We start from the raw sequence: 15,885 nt of genomic DNA on the forward strand, positions 1-15,885 counted from the left end.
TGTTCATTGAAAACTGGATAGTTGAAGTTAGACATCAACATAAACCGAGAACACCGCGTTGAACAGTTTCTTTTAAAGAACTGTGAAATGTATTAACTATTATCTATCGCTAGTTAATAGTTAATGAAAAAAAGCTAACCGTAAGGTTAGAAAAGGTTAAGTGAATAAGGGCGCACGGTGGATGCCTTGGCACTAGAAGCCGATGAAGGACGGGACTAACACCGATATGCTTCGGGGAGCTGTAAGTAAGCTATGATCCGGAGATTTCCGAATGGGGGAACCCAGTATCTTTTATAGGATATTATCTAGTAGTGAATACATAGCTATTAGAAGGTAGACGCAGAGAACTGAAACATCTAAGTACCTGCAGGAAGAGAAAGAAAAATCGATTTCCTTAGTAGCGGCGAGCGAAACGGAAACAGCCCAAACCAATAAGCTTGCTTATTGGGGTTGTAGGACTCAATTGTGGTAGCTGTTGTGGATAGTCGAATCGATCTGGAAAGGTCAGCCGTAGCGGGTAAAAGCCCCGTAGATGAAATTGACAACACACCTATGAGTATCCTGAGTACGGCGGAACACGAGAAATTCCGTCGGAATCCGGGAGGACCATCTCCCAAGGCTAAATACTCTCTAGTGACCGATAGTGAACCAGTACCGTGAGGGAAAGGTGAAAAGCACCCCGGAAGGGGAGTGAAATAGAACCTGAAACCGTGTGCTTACAAGAAGTTAGAGCCCGTTAATGGGTGATAGCGTGCCTTTTGCAGAATGAACCGGCGAGTTACGATAGCATGCGAGGTTAAGCTGAAGAAGCGGAGCCGTAGCGAAAGCGAGTCTGAATAGGGCGAATGAGTATGTTGTCGTAGACCCGAAACCATGTGACCTACCCATGTCCAGGTTGAAGGTGTGGTAAAACGCACTGGAGGACCGAACCCACGTACGTTGAAAAGTGCGGGGATGAGGTGTGGGTAGCGGAGAAATTCCAAACGAACTTGGAGATAGCTGGTTCTCTCCGAAATAGCTTTAGGGCTAGCCTCGGATTTGAGAATGATGGAGGTAGAGCACTGTTTGGACTAGGGGCCCGTCTTGGGTTACCGAATTCAGATAAACTCCGAATGCCATTCATTTATATCCGGGAGTCAGACAGTGAGTGATAAGATCCATTGTCGAAAGGGAAACAGCCCAGACCACCAGCTAAGGTCCCAAAATACATGTTAAGTGGAAAAGGATGTGAGGGTGCACAAACAACTAGGATGTTGGCTCAGAAGCAGCCACCATTTAAAGAGTGCGTAATAGCTCACTAGTCGAGTGCCCTTGCGCCGAAAATGTACCGGGGCTAAACATGTTACCGAAGCTGTGGATAGAACCTTTGGTTCTATGGTAGGAGAGCGTTCTAAGGGCGTTGAAGCTGGATCGTAAGGACTGGTGGAGCGCTTAGAAGTGAGAATGCCGGTATGAGTAGCGAAAGACAGGTGAGAATCCTGTCCACCGAATGACTAAGGTTTCCTGGGGAAGGCTCGTCCTCCCAGGGTTAGTCGGGACCTAAGCTGAGGCCGATAGGCGTAGGCGATGGACAACAGGTTGAGATTCCTGTACTCGTTTGTTTTGTTTGAACAATGGAGGGACACAGGAGGCTATGAGATCGTGCGACTGGAAGTGCACGTTCAAGCAACAAGTTTTGATAAGAGTCAAATGCTTTTATCTTTAAGAACAAGTTGTGATGAGTAGGGAAATAGAGTACCGAAGTCTCAATGTCACACTGTCAAGAAAAGCTTCTAGTTAGAAACAAATGACCCGTACCGCAAACCGACACAGGTAGTCGAGGAGAGAATCCTAAGGTGAGCGAGAGAACTCTCGTTAAGGAACTCGGCAAAATGACCCCGTAACTTCGGGAGAAGGGGTGCTGAACGCAAGTTCAGCCGCAGTGAATAGGCCCAAGCGACTGTTTATCAAAAACACAGGTCTCTGCAAAATCGAAAGATGACGTATAGGGGCTGACGCCTGCCCGGTGCTGGAAGGTTAAGAGGATGGGTTAGCAATAGCGAAGCTCAAAATTGAAGCCCCAGTAAACGGCGGCCGTAACTATAACGGTCCTAAGGTAGCGAAATTCCTTGTCGGGTAAGTTCCGACCCGCACGAAAGGCGTAACGATTTGGGCACTGTCTCAACGAGAGACTCGGTGAAATTTTAGTACCTGTGAAGATGCAGGTTACCCGCGACAGGACGGAAAGACCCCATGGAGCTTTACTGTAGTTTGATATTGAATGTTTGTAACACATGTACAGGATAGGTAGGAGCCGTAGAAATCGGAACGCTAGTTTCGATGGAGGCGCTGGTGGGATACTACCCTTGTGTTATGACCATTCTAACCCGCACCACTTATCGTGGTGGGAGACAGTGTCAGATGGACAGTTTGACTGGGGCGGTCGCCTCCCAAAAGGTAACGGAGGCGCCCAAAGGTTCCCTCAGAATGGTTGGAAATCATTCGTAGAGTGCAAAGGCAGAAGGGAGCTTGACTGCGAGAGTTACAACTCGAGCAGGGACGAAAGTCGGGCTTAGTGATCCGGTGGTTCCGCATGGAAGGGCCATCGCTCAACGGATAAAAGCTACCCTGGGGATAACAGGCTTATCTCCCCCAAGAGTTCACATCGACGGGGAGGTTTGGCACCTCGATGTCGGCTCGTCGCATCCTGGGGCTGTAGTCGGTCCCAAGGGTTGGGCTGTTCGCCCATTAAAGCGGCACGCGAGCTGGGTTCAGAACGTCGTGAGACAGTTCGGTCCCTATCCGTCGCGGGCGTTGGAAATTTGAGAGGAGCTGTCCTTAGTACGAGAGGACCGGGATGGACATACCTCTGGTGTACCAGTTGTTCTGCCAAGGGCATTGCTGGGTAGCTATGTATGGACGGGATAAACGCTGAAAGCATCTAAGCGTGAAGCCCCCCTCAAGATGAGATTTCCCATTCCTTTAAGGAAGTAAGACCCCTGAAAGATGATCAGGTAGATAGGCTAGAAGTGGAAGTACAGTGATGTATGGAGCGGACTAGTACTAATCGGTCGAGGACTTAACCAAGATAGCGGTGGACCATTATATTGATACTAACTTAACATCCAGTTTTGAGTGAATCATCACTCAATAAAAAACATATAAGTGCGGTGACGATGGCAAGAAAGATACACCTGTAACCATGCCGAACACAGAAGTTAAGCTTCTTAGCGCCGAGGGTAGTGAAGGGTTTCCCTTTGTGAGAGTAGGACGTTGCCGTGCTTATATTATTATCCGGCATAGCTCAGTTGGTAGTAGCGCATGACTGTTAATCATGATGTCGTAGGTTCGAGTCCTACTGCCGGAGTACAGTAGTAAAAAAATTAATAATTATCCGGCATAGCTCAGTTGGTAGTAGCGCATGACTGTTAATCATGATGTCGTAGGTTCGAGTCCTACTGCCGGAGCTATCAAAAGCCTAGTTTGTTCTAGGTTTTTTTTATTAAATTGATAATCGTATACTCTTATTTGCTTACTACCTCTTATTCTGTTATTTGTTTCTTGTTCTTGAATATATTTTTGTATTGTCTTTTGATTCAATCTTATCGTGATAAATGTCATCTTGAATGTCATCTTGCTTGTATGTATTAATTAAAAGGAGTTTTTTCATAATAAAGCTATTTCTTACAAGCATGGTATTACATGTTTGTAGCATAAATAAAAATAGTATTGATTAAATGTCCATTTAATCAATACTATTTATTTTTTTAATATCTAGGACTATTTTTCGCGAATAACTTCGATTTTGTAGCCATCTGGATCAATAATAAAGTAGTAAGAAGGTGGTACATTCGGTAAATGTTTTAATTCAGTTATGTTAAAACCTTCCTCTTTATGTTTAGAATGAAGTCCTTCTAAATCATTTGTAGATATAGCAATATGACCATAACCATTCCCTAAATCGTATCCTTCTGAGTCATAATTATAAGTTAATTCTAATTCATAATCATCACCTGGCAATGTTAAATAGACAAGTGTAAATTTGTTTTCTGGAAAATCTCGTCGACGAGATTCTTCAAAGTTAAATGCTTTCTTATAGAAATCAAGAGAAGCATCTAAATCTTTTACTCTGACGCATGTATGAGCCATTTTCATATTTATTATCCATCCCCTCGTATTAAACTAATTTTATACTAACATGATATTGAACTCATTTCTAGTTTTTTGATTGTTGTTAGATATTATAAAAAGCTAAAGAGATTGTTAAATCGTAAGGAATAAAATCCGTTTTGATACGAATTTTATTGTTATCATTTTTTTTTACTTCTTTATAAGTACCACCAAGAATGGTTGGAATTACTTGTATATTAGTATACTTATTAATCAAGGTATCGGCTTTATAACTGTCTTCAATGGCAATAAACCCTAAATTAAAGTCGGCATCATGATTTTTTTTATTTGGTATAAAAATACTTAGTCGATTATTAGTCGATTTTGGATCATATAACATTTTAGCATAAGCATTTGGAATGACGTTATCATATAGTTCAAAAATTTTGCGGTCATGGTATTCTTCGTAATTTTCAGTTAATTCATTATCTGATATTCCGGCATATAAACTTGAGAAAAAATGCTCTTCTTTTAAAGTTAAGATGATTTCAAATAGTAGTTGTTGCTTTTCTTGTGTTTTTATCTGCGGTATAGATGTATGCAAATATTCTTTATGTCTGATATTTGAAGAAGAAGTATTAATAATCATATGATCAGAATGGGTATCTTTTCTTTGACGAAATGAAGTAATATCATAATGTTTCTTCTTTTTTCTTTTCTGTTTCTTCTTTTTATGAGGAATAGTATAATAATCATCTTCATCATTTAGAGTTATCTCATCATGGCATTTGAAATACTGAGTAAAAAAATCATTTATATTATAGTATATTTCTGGATTTAAATAGATGATTAAAGTAATAGCTAAAAAAAGCGCAAGGGATGAAATAAAAAGATATGCATACCAAAATAAACTTGGTGTGTAGGTTAAGAAAAGAGCAAATATCCAAAAAATAATGATGATTAATCCAACTGTCTTCAAGGACTTCATAAGCTTACGATACCTTTCTATGTCAAAATATAAAGTTGCGTCTAAATATATTTAACCATAGTTTGAAGGTTAAAACAAACACATACCTAGATTTAGATAATGTTTTTATCTAATGACTTATTATTAGAATATAGTATAATACAATGGTGAGTAAAAACAGAGAGGATTGGGGTAATGGAAGCATCAAGTTTATTTGCCGTTGTAGATATTGAAACAACTGGTACCAATCAAGAAATGGATAAAATTATTCAATTTGCCTGTGTAATTGTTGAAAATCAGAAAATTGTAAATCAAATGTCGATTGATATTAATCCACTACGCTCAATACCAAAACATATCACTGAATTAACTGGTATTTCAAATAAAGATGTGGCAAACGAGCCTTATTTTGAAGATGTGGCTTATACAATAAGACAACTTCTTGATGGCTGCGTGTTTGTAGCGCACAATGTGTTTTTTGATTTTAATTTTTTAAATAGTGAATTAGTGAGGGCTGATATTGAACCTTTAAAAAGCCCTTGTTTAGATACTGTTGAGATATTTCAAGTATTATATCCAACCTCTAATGGTTTTAGGGTAAGTGACATGGCATCTGAAATGGCATTAGATCATGCTAATCCTCATCAAGCACTAAGTGATGCTTATGTAACAGCTCAAGGATTTATCAAAATGATTGATAAATTAAGAGGGCTACCTGAAATGACATTAGAAAAATTAACTCAGTTATCTAAAGAACTAGGTGTTAATAATCATGATCTATTTCAAATGATATTGGATGAGACACGAAAAAAAGAATCAAAAAAAGAGAATCATCTTATGATGATAGATGGTCTTGTTTTAAAGAAAAAAAATTATGATTATCGTTATAATGTTCGTTGTACAAATGAAACATTTGGTAGTGCATTAGATGTTTTGAGAGCAAATCAAAAAGAGATGTCCGAGGATATTTATCAATTTTTAGCAAAAGAAAGCCAAGAAAAGGATTTCTTTATAGAAGCTGAAACTGGAACAGGCAAGACAATGGGTTACCTATATCCTTTATCTTTTGTTAATAGCTCTAAACAAGTCTTAATTTCAACATCTACTATTATGTTACAAAATCAAATAGTTTATCAAGATATCCCACTGTTAAATAAGTTAACAGGTATGTCTAAATACGGCGTTGTTGTGAAAAGTGCTTCACACTATATTAGTTTAGAGTCATTTAAGCAAACATTAGATAATCCAGTACCTCAAAAAACATATGCTATCTGTCAAATGGCTGTATTAGTTTGGCTTCTTGAAACAACGACTGGTGATTTGGATGAAGTAAATGTTAGTAAAAATAATATATTTTATCAACATGTTCAACATACAGGTAAAATGGAATTATTGGATTCCTCTTTATTTTATGAGGAAGACTTTTTTAATTATTTAAATGATAGATGTCGATTTGCTGATTTTATCATTGTTAATCATGCTTTTTTATTTGCAGATAGCCAAAAAAAAGAGCCATTTTTACCTGAATTTGAATTAGTTGTGGTAGATGAAGCACATCAATTACCTGCTTTAATAGAAAATTTGTCTACTAAAAAATTATCATTTTCTCAATTTGGTTATGAATTAAATCATCTAATTGAACTATCTAGTGATTTGTCTAAGTTTAATGTTTTATGGGAAAGACAAGGGCTTATGATTGGAAATATTAGTCAAGAATTGAGGGAATCTCTAGATTGGTTAGAGGAATGTTTTTTTAATTACTATAGATTACATCAGGTGAGAGAAGAAGTGATGGTTGAGTTATTGACATTTCTTCAACAAGTGCCAATGGTTAAACGAAGTATTCAACAGATTAAAGTATTATTGAGAGAGTTATCACATTTGAAAAAAGATATATTAGAAAAGAGTCAAGTGGGTTCTACTCTAATTGAAAAAGATTTTTTTAATACTTTAAATAGAGTCATTGAAATATCTGAATGGTTTAACCAATTTTTTTATGATTATGATGATGATTTTGTGAAGTGGGCATATCGTAAAAAATCGCATTTAGTTTTATCGATGGTTAACTTTGAAAATTTATCCATTCAACAATATAACTGGTATCATCAAGCTAAAAAAATTATTTATACAAGTGGTAGCCTACAGTTAGATAATGAGTCATCATTTTTAGAAAATAAATTAGGATTAAATAATGTAGCTAAGAAGACATTACCAACTATTTTTGATTATAAAAATCAAGCTAGGTTGTACTTGATAAAAGAGGTTAATTATTCTAATTTATCTTCAACAAAAGAGTTTTCTAAACAAATTTATAAAGTTGTTAAAAAGTTGTATAACACACATGAACAAACGATGTTAGTTTTATTTACCTCGCACAACTTACTTGAAAAAACCTATCAATATTTAATAGATTATTTTAATCAAGGTGAAGTATTAATTCTGGCTCAGGGAATTTCTGGTACGAAAGAAAAAATTTTAAAGAAGATTAACCAAGGAAATAAGTGCATTATTTTAGGTGCTAATAGCTTTTGGGAAGGCATGGATTTTAGTAAACAGTCAATAGATATTGTGGTCATGACCAAACTACCGTTTGAACCACCTAATAGACCGATTGTTCAAGCTAGATATCATTACTTAGAACAACAAGGAGTTAATCCTTTTTATGAGGATGCTATTCCGCAAGCTGGGATTAAGTTACGTCAAGGAGTAGGAAGATTGTTAAGAAGTCCAACAGATAAAGGAATTTTAGTATTACTTGATGATCGATTAATAAATAGTAGATATAGTAACATTTTGTGCTCCTATTTACCAAAAGAATTAGATATTTTACCGGTAACATTACCTGAACTAGTTGATAATAGTAAGCAGTTTTTAAAAAATAAAAGTTAGTAAAATAACCTAAAGGAGAGAGTATATGCGTGAAAATAAATTGTTAAAACATTTGACGATAACTCTTATTGCGATTACTGTAATAATAAGTGCGATTCTTTATCGTTCAACGTCAACTTATCGTTCAACCAAAAAACAAGCAGTGACGATTGCCAAAAATTTAGGCCATATTGATAAGATTGATGAGTTTTATTGGTTTACAAGACAAGAAAATACCTTTAGCATTGTGGGAAGAGACAACAATAATGAAGAAAAAATTGTGATGATACCTGAAAATGGAAAGGAAGCATTTGTGATATATGCTAACAAAGGAGTCACACAAGATGATGCCATCAAGGCTGTTTTGAAAAAGAATGAAACAAAAAAAATCAAAAAAGTATCACTGGGGTTAGTTGATGATAAACCTGTATGGGAAATAACAGCGACTAGTAAAAACGGCCATTTAGTGTATTATTTAGTTGATTTTTACTCAGGAGAAATTAAAGAAGATACACTAAAAATTTAAGGAGATGAAAAAAATGGGGTTCTCTAAAAAAGTAAAAAATTTGAAAGAATCAGCAACATTACAAGCAGCAGCAAAAGCAAAAGCGTTAAAAGATAAGGGTGTAGATGTATTAAATTTGACTATTGGGGAGCCAGATTTTTCTACGCCTAAGTCGGTTCAACAAGCAGCCATAAAGTCAATTGAAGATGGTTCATCAAGTTTTTATACACCTGCAACTGGTTTAATTGAATTAAAAAAAGCTATTATTGAACGGACTCGTATTGATTATGGCGTGGAATATCAGACAAATGAGGTATTCATTGGAAATGGGGCAAAATATGTTTTATATGCCCTATTTCAAACCTTATTAAACCCAGGTGACGAGGTTATTATTCCAACACCTTATTGGGTAAGTTATAGTGCGCAAGTAGAACTAGCAGATGGAAAAAATGTATTTGTTGAAACAACAGAGGAAAACCACTACCGTGTAACAGTGGAAGAATTAGAAAGAGCACGAACAGATAAATCCCGTGTGCTAATTTTAAATACACCTTCTAATCCAACAGGTACTGTCTATACAGCTAAAGAGCTGTTTGAAATTGGTAATTGGGCAGTTTCAAATAACATTTATATAATTGCCGATGATATTTATGCTAAATTAGTTTATAATGGTAATGTATTTACATCAATAGTGAGTTTGTCTGATGCGATTAAACAACAAACAATTGTGGTTAATGGGGTATCTAAAACCTATTCTATGACAGGTTGGCGTATTGGATACGCTCTATGTCAACCAGAGATTGTGTCTCAAGTGTCTAAAGTGATGTCACAATCAACAGGCAATCCTGCAACTGTGAGCCAATATGCTGCCATTGAAGCGTTGAGTGGCAGCCAAGATATTGTGGAATCAATGCGTCAAACGTTTGAACAACGATTAAACGATATTTTTCCATTAATTCAGGCAATACCAGGTGTGAAGGTGGAAAAACCACAAGGCGCATTTTATTTATATCTTAATATCAAAGATACAATGGCTATGTGTGGGTATGATAATGTGACAACATGGGTAAATGACTTACTAGAAGAAAAGCATGTCGCCGTTGTAACAGGTGAAGCATTTGGCACAAGTCATCATGTGCGCATTAGTTATGCAACAGATATGGATACTTTGACACAAGCAATCAGTCAAATAAACAAATTCATTGATAGTAAACGAATTTAATATCATTAGTGGGGTGCTAAAGTGGAAACAATAAACATTATTGATTCGAAAAAACATGTTGGGGAAGTTGTTAAAATAGGTGCTTGGGTAGCCAATAAACGCTCAAGTGGTAAAATTGCCTTCCTACAACTTAGAGATGGTTCAGCTTATTTTCAAGGTGTTGTAGTAAAAAATGAAGTAGGCGACGAAACATTTGAATTAGCAAAAAGCTTAAATCAAGAAACATCTGTCATCATCACTGGTGAAATCAGAGAAGATACTCGTTCAAAATTTGGTTATGAAATTGGGGTTCAAACAATTGAAGTGGTTGGTGAGAGCCATGATTACCCAATTACACCAAAAGAACACGGAACTGACTTTTTAATGGATCATCGTCATTTATGGTTACGTTCATCAAAACAACATGCCATTATGCAAGTGAGAAATGAATTGATTCGTGCAACATACGAATTCTTTAATGACCGTGGATTTATCAAAATTGATCCACCTATTTTAACAAGTAGTGCACCAGAAGGTACGACTGAATTATTTGAAACAGATTATTTTGGTTCTCCAGCGTACTTATCACAAACAGGTCAGTTATATCTTGAAGCTGCTGCAATGGCTTTTGGAAAAGTATTTTCTTTTGGACCAACATTCCGTGCTGAAAAATCAAAAACTCGTCGTCATTTAACTGAGTTCTGGATGATGGAACCTGAAATGGCATTTGTTGATCAAGAAGGAAGTTTAGAAATTCAAGAGCAGTATGTCGCATTCATGATTGAAAAAGTATTAGAAAACTGTGACTATGCTTTAGACGTGTTAGAACGTGATAAAGACTTATTAAGAAAATACACAGAATTACCATTCCCACGTATTTCTTATGATGAAGCAGTGGAATTATTACAACAAAATGGATTTGAAGATATTACTTGGGGAGATGACTTTGGTTCTCCACATGAAACATTTATCGCCAACTATTTTGAAAAACCAGTCTTCATTTTAAACTATCCAAAATCAATGAGTCCATTCTATATGAAACCACATCCAACAAGAGATGACGTGGTGATTCGTGCCGATTTAATCGCGCCAGAAGGTTATGGAGAAATTATTGGTGGTAGTGAACGTGCCATCGGTTACGACTACTTACTAGCGGAAATTGAAAAAGATGGTTTAGATCGTAAAGATTATGAATGGTATTTAGACTTACAAAAATATGGTGCAGTTCCTCATTCTGGCTTTGGTCTAGGATTAGAAAGAACTGTTACTTGGATATGTGGTATTGATCACGTTCGTGAAGCAAGTCCATTCCCACGTTTATTACACCGTATTTACCCATAGAGAGTAAAAAGTCCCTTTTTAAAGGGGCTTTTTTGTTTGACAACAGATAAAAAAAGACATACTCTTACATTAACTAATTAGAAGAGGTGAGTAACATGAAACAGAAAATAGCAATTGAAGGTATGAACTGTGGTCATTGTTCTGCTCGTATTGAAAAAGGCTTGTCAGAACTTGATGGTGTAAATGATGTTGATGTGTCTTTAGAAAATAAAGAAGCAGACGTAGTCTATGATGAATCAAAAATAGCTATTAAAGATATAGCAGATAAAATTGAAGATTTAGGTTACATACCAAACTTTTAAATAAAAAAATTCGGCTGAATAATCAGTCGAATTTTTTGTTTTTTAAACTAAGTGAAAGAGATGTGCAATAGCGGTTGTCAACATCGTAATACCAACACCGATGATGGTTGGAATAATAAATGAAGCGAACGTCCATTTTTTACTTTTTGTTTCTTTATAAATTGTCAGTAGGGTGGTAGAACACGGCCAATGATAAAGAGTAAATAAAATGACATTCATAGCTGTTAACCAAGTCCACCCATTACTTAATAATAGTTGTCTGAATTGATCCAGTGAGCTAAAGTCTGTAATGGTACCAGTTGCCATGTAACCCATAATCATAATAGGAATAACAATTTCATTAGCAGGTAGTCCTAATATAAAAGCCATTAAAATAGTACCATCTAATCCCATAAGTCGAGCAAATGGATCGATAAATCCGGTCACACTCTGTAAAATGGATTGATCACCAATTGAAACATTAGCTAATACCCAAATCACTAGCCCTGCTGGGGCAGCGACAATAATGGCACGCCACAATACAAAGAGTGTTCTGTCAAAAATCGAACGCACAATCACTTGCCCCACTTGTGGTTTTCGATATGGGGGGAGTTCCAATGTAAAAGATGATGGAATCCCCTCTAAAACAGTTTTTGATAATAAACGTGAGACAAAAATAGTGGTAAACACACCAAGTAAAATAACCCCAGTTAAAAACGCTGCTGATTTAATTGATCCAAGGAGTCCAACTGCTCCTCCAGTAAAGAAGACGGTGATAACTGTAATCAAAATAGGAAACCTGCCGTTACATGGTACAAAGTTATTCGTAATAATGGCAATAAGTCTTTCTCTAGGAGAATCAATGATTCTAGCCCCAACAACCCCAGCTGCGTTACAACCAAATCCCATACACATGGTTAATGCTTGTTTCCCACAGGCTCCGGCTTTTTGGAAATGTTTGTCTAAATTAAATGCAACACGAGGTAAGTAACCAAAATCTTCTAATAACGTGAACAATGGAAAGAAAATAGCCATAGGTGGCAACATTACTGCAACAACGGTTGATAGAACTTTATACACGCCATTAATCAACACATCACGAATAATATGTGGGACACCCCAACTCGTTGTAATAGCCATAAGCCAATTGCCAACTTTGTCAAAATTATCGGCTAGAAAATCTGAAGGACCATCCGCTCCTTCAATCGTAAACCAAAAGATAAGCATTAATAATAAAATCATAATAGGAATACCAGTACTTTTTTGTGTGAGAAGTTTATCTAATTTTTGGTCTTTTAGATCGAAATTTTTATCTTCAAATATTGTGACTTCTTTTGCAATAACACTTGCTCTATCCATAATGGCTAGTGTTTCAGTTTCTTTATCAACATGGATTTGTCGCAAAGCTTCCATCATAAATGGATTTGATGTAATGTCTCCATTGATCACACCTTTTGTTTTTTCCATTAAGGTATCAAGACCTTGTTTTTTTACAGCAGATGTTCCCACGACTGGTACACCAAGTAATTCTTGTAATTTTTCTAAATTAATATGGATTTTTTTCTTTTTGGCTTCATCTAGTAAATTGACACACACAATAACGTTTGGTGTCAGCTGCATGATTTGCAATACTAGATTTAGATTTCGCTCTAGACTTGTTGCATCACAGACGACGATAGTAGCTTGAGACTCATTTGATTGAATGAAATCTCGTGCGACTTCTTCTTCTACTGAGTGAGCTGATAGGGAATAGGTACCGGGTAAATCGACTAATATGAATCCTTGTCCCTCAAATTCAGTTCGTCCTTGGGCTAAATCAACCGTTTTTCCAGGCCAATTACCAGTGTGTTGTCTTAGTCCAGTTAGTTCGTTAAAAACTGAGCTCTTACCCACGTTAGGGTTTCCAGCTAATGTAATCACAACATCCGATTCTTTTTTACGTTCAATAACAAAGGTCTCTTTTTCTTCAGTTGTCATCGTTAGACACCTCCACATATTGTGCATCAGAATTTCTTAATGCAATAGTTGTTCCTCTCAAGCGGTAAGCAATTGGATCACTTTTTGGACTGATAAGTGTTTTTTTGACAGTTGTTCCAGGATAGAAACCTAAGTCATATAGTCGTTGTTTCATATCTGCATCTGGGTGAGAGATGTGAGAGATAGTAGCTTGGTCATTAAGGTTTAAATTTAATAAAGTTTTCATCATTTCGCTTCCTTTTTTAGGTTTGCCTAATTTATCTTTATTTTAAACCTAATTTATAGTTTAATCAACCCTTTCTGTCATTGTGTAAAAATAACCCCTTTTTTACTAATTGTCATATATGATAGAATGAGATATTAATTAAAAAAGGAGTGCAAAAAAGACATGACAAATTTTTATGATAAGTATTATGTGGATCGTCATCAAACAGACTCATTAAAATGGGACGGGGTTACAGAACACTTTGGAAGTGAAGGATTACTTCCTTTGTGGGTAGCAGATATGGATTTTAAAATTCCTGAAGAGGTTCAAAATAAAATGATTGAAAGAATCAATCATGGTGTTTTTGGTTATTCTGTAGTACCTGATTCATATTACCAAGCAGTGAAATCTTGGCAAAAAAACCAACACAATGTTGAAGTTAAAAAAGAGTGGTTACGTTTTACGACAGGTGTCGTGAATTCACTGCATTACTTAATTCAATGTTTTACAAAAGAACAAGAGGCTGTCATGATTTGTTCACCAGTATATTACCCGTTTTATGATGTGGTAAAGGATAATAAACGCAAGTTAGTTGTATCTGACTTAGTGATTAATCAGGGTAGATATGAGATTAATTATGAAGAGATGGAAGAAAAGATAAAAAAAGAAAACGTCAAAGCACTGATTTTTTGTTCGCCGCATAATCCTGTTGGACGTGTGTGGACACTTGAGGAATTAAAGAAAATATCTGATATTTGTCAAAAATATGAAGTCTTATTGATTTCTGATGAGATTCATCAAGATTTTGTAGCAAAAGGTCATACATTTATTAGTTATTTAGGGGTAGAGGGTGTCGATTTTGATAAATTAATTGTGGTGAATGCTGCATCAAAATCATTTAACTTAGCAAGTTTACTTCATTCGCATATTTTTATTCCATCACCTGATTTAAGAGTAAGATATGATGAATTTATCAAGACGAGAATTAGTAATCCAACTAGTTTGATGGGGGTTATTGCTACGCAAGCAAGTTATGATTTTGGAGAACAGTGGCTAGATGAATTGAATCAAACCATAGATGATAATTTTGATTTAATGACTCAATTATTTAAGAAATTATTACCAGAAGCGATTGTATATGAAAAACAGGGGACATATTTATCATGGGTTGATTTATCTTGTTATGTTACACAAGATAAAATGAAAGAAATTGTCCAAGATAAAGCTAAATTAGCGATAGATTACGGTGAATGGTTTGGTAAACACAGTGGGACGTTTATTCGTATCAATTTAGCCACACATCCTAAAAATATTGAGTTAGCTATAAAAAATCTAGAAAAAGTAATAAAAAATTCATAGACTTTAAAAATTATTTAAGGTTAACCTAAAAAAATGATAGGATTAATAATCATTATGGTAAAATTAGTGCTATAAAATTGGTTTTTTAGGAGATGTGTGATGGGTAATCAACAAAGTAGACGTAAAAAAAATGTTAAAAAGAAGTCAAGTAAATTAAAAAAATCCATAATAGTATTGGTGACAATTTTGTTATTAGTTATAGTAGGATCAGGAATTTTATTGGCCAAAACCTATTTTGATATAAAAGGCGTGGCGAATAAGGTAAGCGAACCAGTTGAAGGAAGATCCGATGATAAAAATATTCAAGAGGGAGAGCCTTTTTCTGTTTTATTATTAGGACTAGATACTGGTGATTTTGGACGAAATGATGTGGGACGTTCAGATACGATGCTTGTCGCAACAGTAAATCCTAAAGAAAAGAAAACAACTTTAATTAGTATTCCACGAGATACACGGGCTGAAATTGTTGGACATAATTCAGTAGAAAAAATAGCTCATGCTTATGCTTATGGACAAGCTAAAATGGCGATGGATACTGTCGACCATTTATTAGATATGCACTTAAATCATTATGTTTGGATTAACATGATGGGATTTGAAGAATTGGTCAATGCAGTTGATGGAGTAGAGGTAACAAACAAATTTGAATTTGAACAAGATGGTATGACCTTTAAAAAAGGACCAATCAAATTAAATGGTAAAGAAGCACTCGCTTATACACGGATGAGATATGAGGATCCAAATGGAGATTATGGTAGACAAGTGCGACAACAACAGGTTATTGAAGCTATTGCTGACAAGGCATTAGGTTTTACAGGTGTAAAACGTTATAAGGAAATATTAACGGCAATAGAAAATAATATGAAAACAGATTTAGAACCGGATGAAATGTTTGAGATTGCGATGACATATCGTGATAGTTTTAAACACATCGAAAGTGATACCTTGCAAGGTGAGGGAGTGATGATTGATGGGATTTCTTATCAGGAAATTCCTGAAACAGAACTGGCTCGTGTACAAAATTTAATTAAATCACAATTACAATAATAAAAAAGAGTTAGCCGCTTAAAAGTGGTCAACTCTTTTTTCTAT

The 15,885-nt window shown here is 35.7% G+C and carries 11 protein-coding genes, 2 tRNA genes and 2 rRNA genes; 11 read left to right on the top strand and 4 right to left on the bottom strand.

From position 1 onward, the window contains the following. The first annotated feature begins 154 nt into the window (after nucleotides 1–154). The 4 genes from MN187_RS03375 to MN187_RS03390 all read left to right on the top strand — a co-directional run bounded on the left by MN187_RS03375 (nucleotide 155) and on the right by MN187_RS03390 (nucleotide 3,446). Nucleotides 155–3,066: ribosomal RNA gene (locus tag MN187_RS03375) — 23S ribosomal RNA — on the top strand. Nucleotides 3,067–3,145: 79 nt separating this feature from the next. Next, nucleotides 3,146–3,261, top strand: a 5S ribosomal RNA gene (gene rrf, locus MN187_RS03380). Nucleotides 3,262–3,272: 11 nt separating this feature from the next. Next, nucleotides 3,273–3,346: transfer RNA gene (locus MN187_RS03385), tRNA-Asn, on the top strand. A gap of 26 nt (nucleotides 3,347–3,372) precedes the next feature. Then, nucleotides 3,373–3,446, top strand: a tRNA-Asn gene (locus MN187_RS03390). A 313-nt stretch (nucleotides 3,447–3,759) separates the two neighbouring features. On the opposite strand, the gene gloA is transcribed toward MN187_RS03390, so the two are convergent. Together gloA and MN187_RS03400 are read right to left on the bottom strand one after the other, a co-directional pair. Then, nucleotides 3,760–4,134, bottom strand: a complete 375-nt coding sequence (gene gloA / locus MN187_RS03395) for a lactoylglutathione lyase (RefSeq protein WP_117973975.1) — start codon at nucleotides 4,132–4,134, stop codon at nucleotides 3,760–3,762. A gap of 79 nt (nucleotides 4,135–4,213) precedes the next feature. Then, entirely contained in the window at nucleotides 4,214–5,077 is an 864-nt protein-coding gene (locus MN187_RS03400) for a hypothetical protein (protein WP_242094285.1), read from the bottom strand. Between the two features lie 174 nt (nucleotides 5,078–5,251). On the opposite strand from MN187_RS03400, the gene MN187_RS03405 reads away from it, so the two are divergent. The 5 genes from MN187_RS03405 (at nucleotide 5,252) to MN187_RS03425 (ending at nucleotide 11,273) form a co-directional block, all read left to right on the top strand. After that, the gene (locus tag MN187_RS03405; RefSeq protein ID WP_242094287.1) at nucleotides 5,252–7,945 is read left to right on the top strand and encodes a helicase C-terminal domain-containing protein; all 2,694 of its coding nucleotides are present in this window, start codon (nucleotides 5,252–5,254) and stop codon (nucleotides 7,943–7,945) included. Between the two features lie 25 nt (nucleotides 7,946–7,970). Then, a complete protein-coding gene (locus MN187_RS03410; RefSeq protein WP_242094288.1) occupies nucleotides 7,971–8,450 on the top strand; it encodes a cell wall elongation regulator TseB-like domain-containing protein in 480 nt (159 codons plus the stop codon). 13 nt (nucleotides 8,451–8,463) lie between these two features. Continuing rightward, nucleotides 8,464–9,651, top strand: a complete 1,188-nt coding sequence (locus tag MN187_RS03415; protein WP_242094290.1) for a pyridoxal phosphate-dependent aminotransferase — start codon at nucleotides 8,464–8,466, stop codon at nucleotides 9,649–9,651. A gap of 21 nt (nucleotides 9,652–9,672) precedes the next feature. Next, nucleotides 9,673–10,971, top strand: a complete 1,299-nt coding sequence (gene asnS, locus MN187_RS03420) for an asparagine--tRNA ligase (protein ID WP_242094292.1) — start codon at nucleotides 9,673–9,675, stop codon at nucleotides 10,969–10,971. A 95-nt stretch (nucleotides 10,972–11,066) separates the two neighbouring features. After that, nucleotides 11,067–11,273 carry a heavy-metal-associated domain-containing protein gene (locus MN187_RS03425; protein WP_242094294.1) on the top strand — a complete coding sequence of 69 codons (207 nt, stop codon included), beginning with the start codon at nucleotides 11,067–11,069 and terminating at the stop codon, nucleotides 11,271–11,273. 42 nt (nucleotides 11,274–11,315) lie between these two features. Here MN187_RS03425 and feoB read toward each other — a convergent pair whose 3' ends face one another. Beyond that, complete coding sequence (gene feoB, locus MN187_RS03430) at nucleotides 11,316–13,229, bottom strand: ferrous iron transport protein B (protein WP_242094296.1); 1,914 nt, start codon at nucleotides 13,227–13,229, stop codon at nucleotides 11,316–11,318. Continuing rightward, nucleotides 13,219–13,455: a FeoA family protein gene (locus tag MN187_RS03435; protein ID WP_241699627.1), complete on the bottom strand. Its 237-nt coding sequence runs from the start codon at nucleotides 13,453–13,455 to the stop codon at nucleotides 13,219–13,221. Before MN187_RS03435 ends, feoB begins: the two co-directional genes overlap by 11 nt. A 162-nt stretch (nucleotides 13,456–13,617) precedes the next feature. Between MN187_RS03435 and MN187_RS03440 the strand changes: the two genes are divergently transcribed. Further along, entirely contained in the window at nucleotides 13,618–14,793 is a 1,176-nt protein-coding gene (locus MN187_RS03440) for a MalY/PatB family protein (protein WP_117973993.1), read from the top strand. 99 nt (nucleotides 14,794–14,892) lie between these two features. Continuing rightward, nucleotides 14,893–15,840 carry an LCP family glycopolymer transferase gene (locus MN187_RS03445; RefSeq protein WP_117973995.1) on the top strand — a complete coding sequence of 316 codons (948 nt, stop codon included), beginning with the start codon at nucleotides 14,893–14,895 and terminating at the stop codon, nucleotides 15,838–15,840. Nucleotides 15,841–15,885: the final 45 nt, after the last annotated feature.

It is taken from the genome of Vagococcus sp. CY52-2 (assembly GCF_022655055.1).
Taxonomy (GTDB): Bacteria; Bacillota; Bacilli; order Lactobacillales; family Vagococcaceae; genus Vagococcus.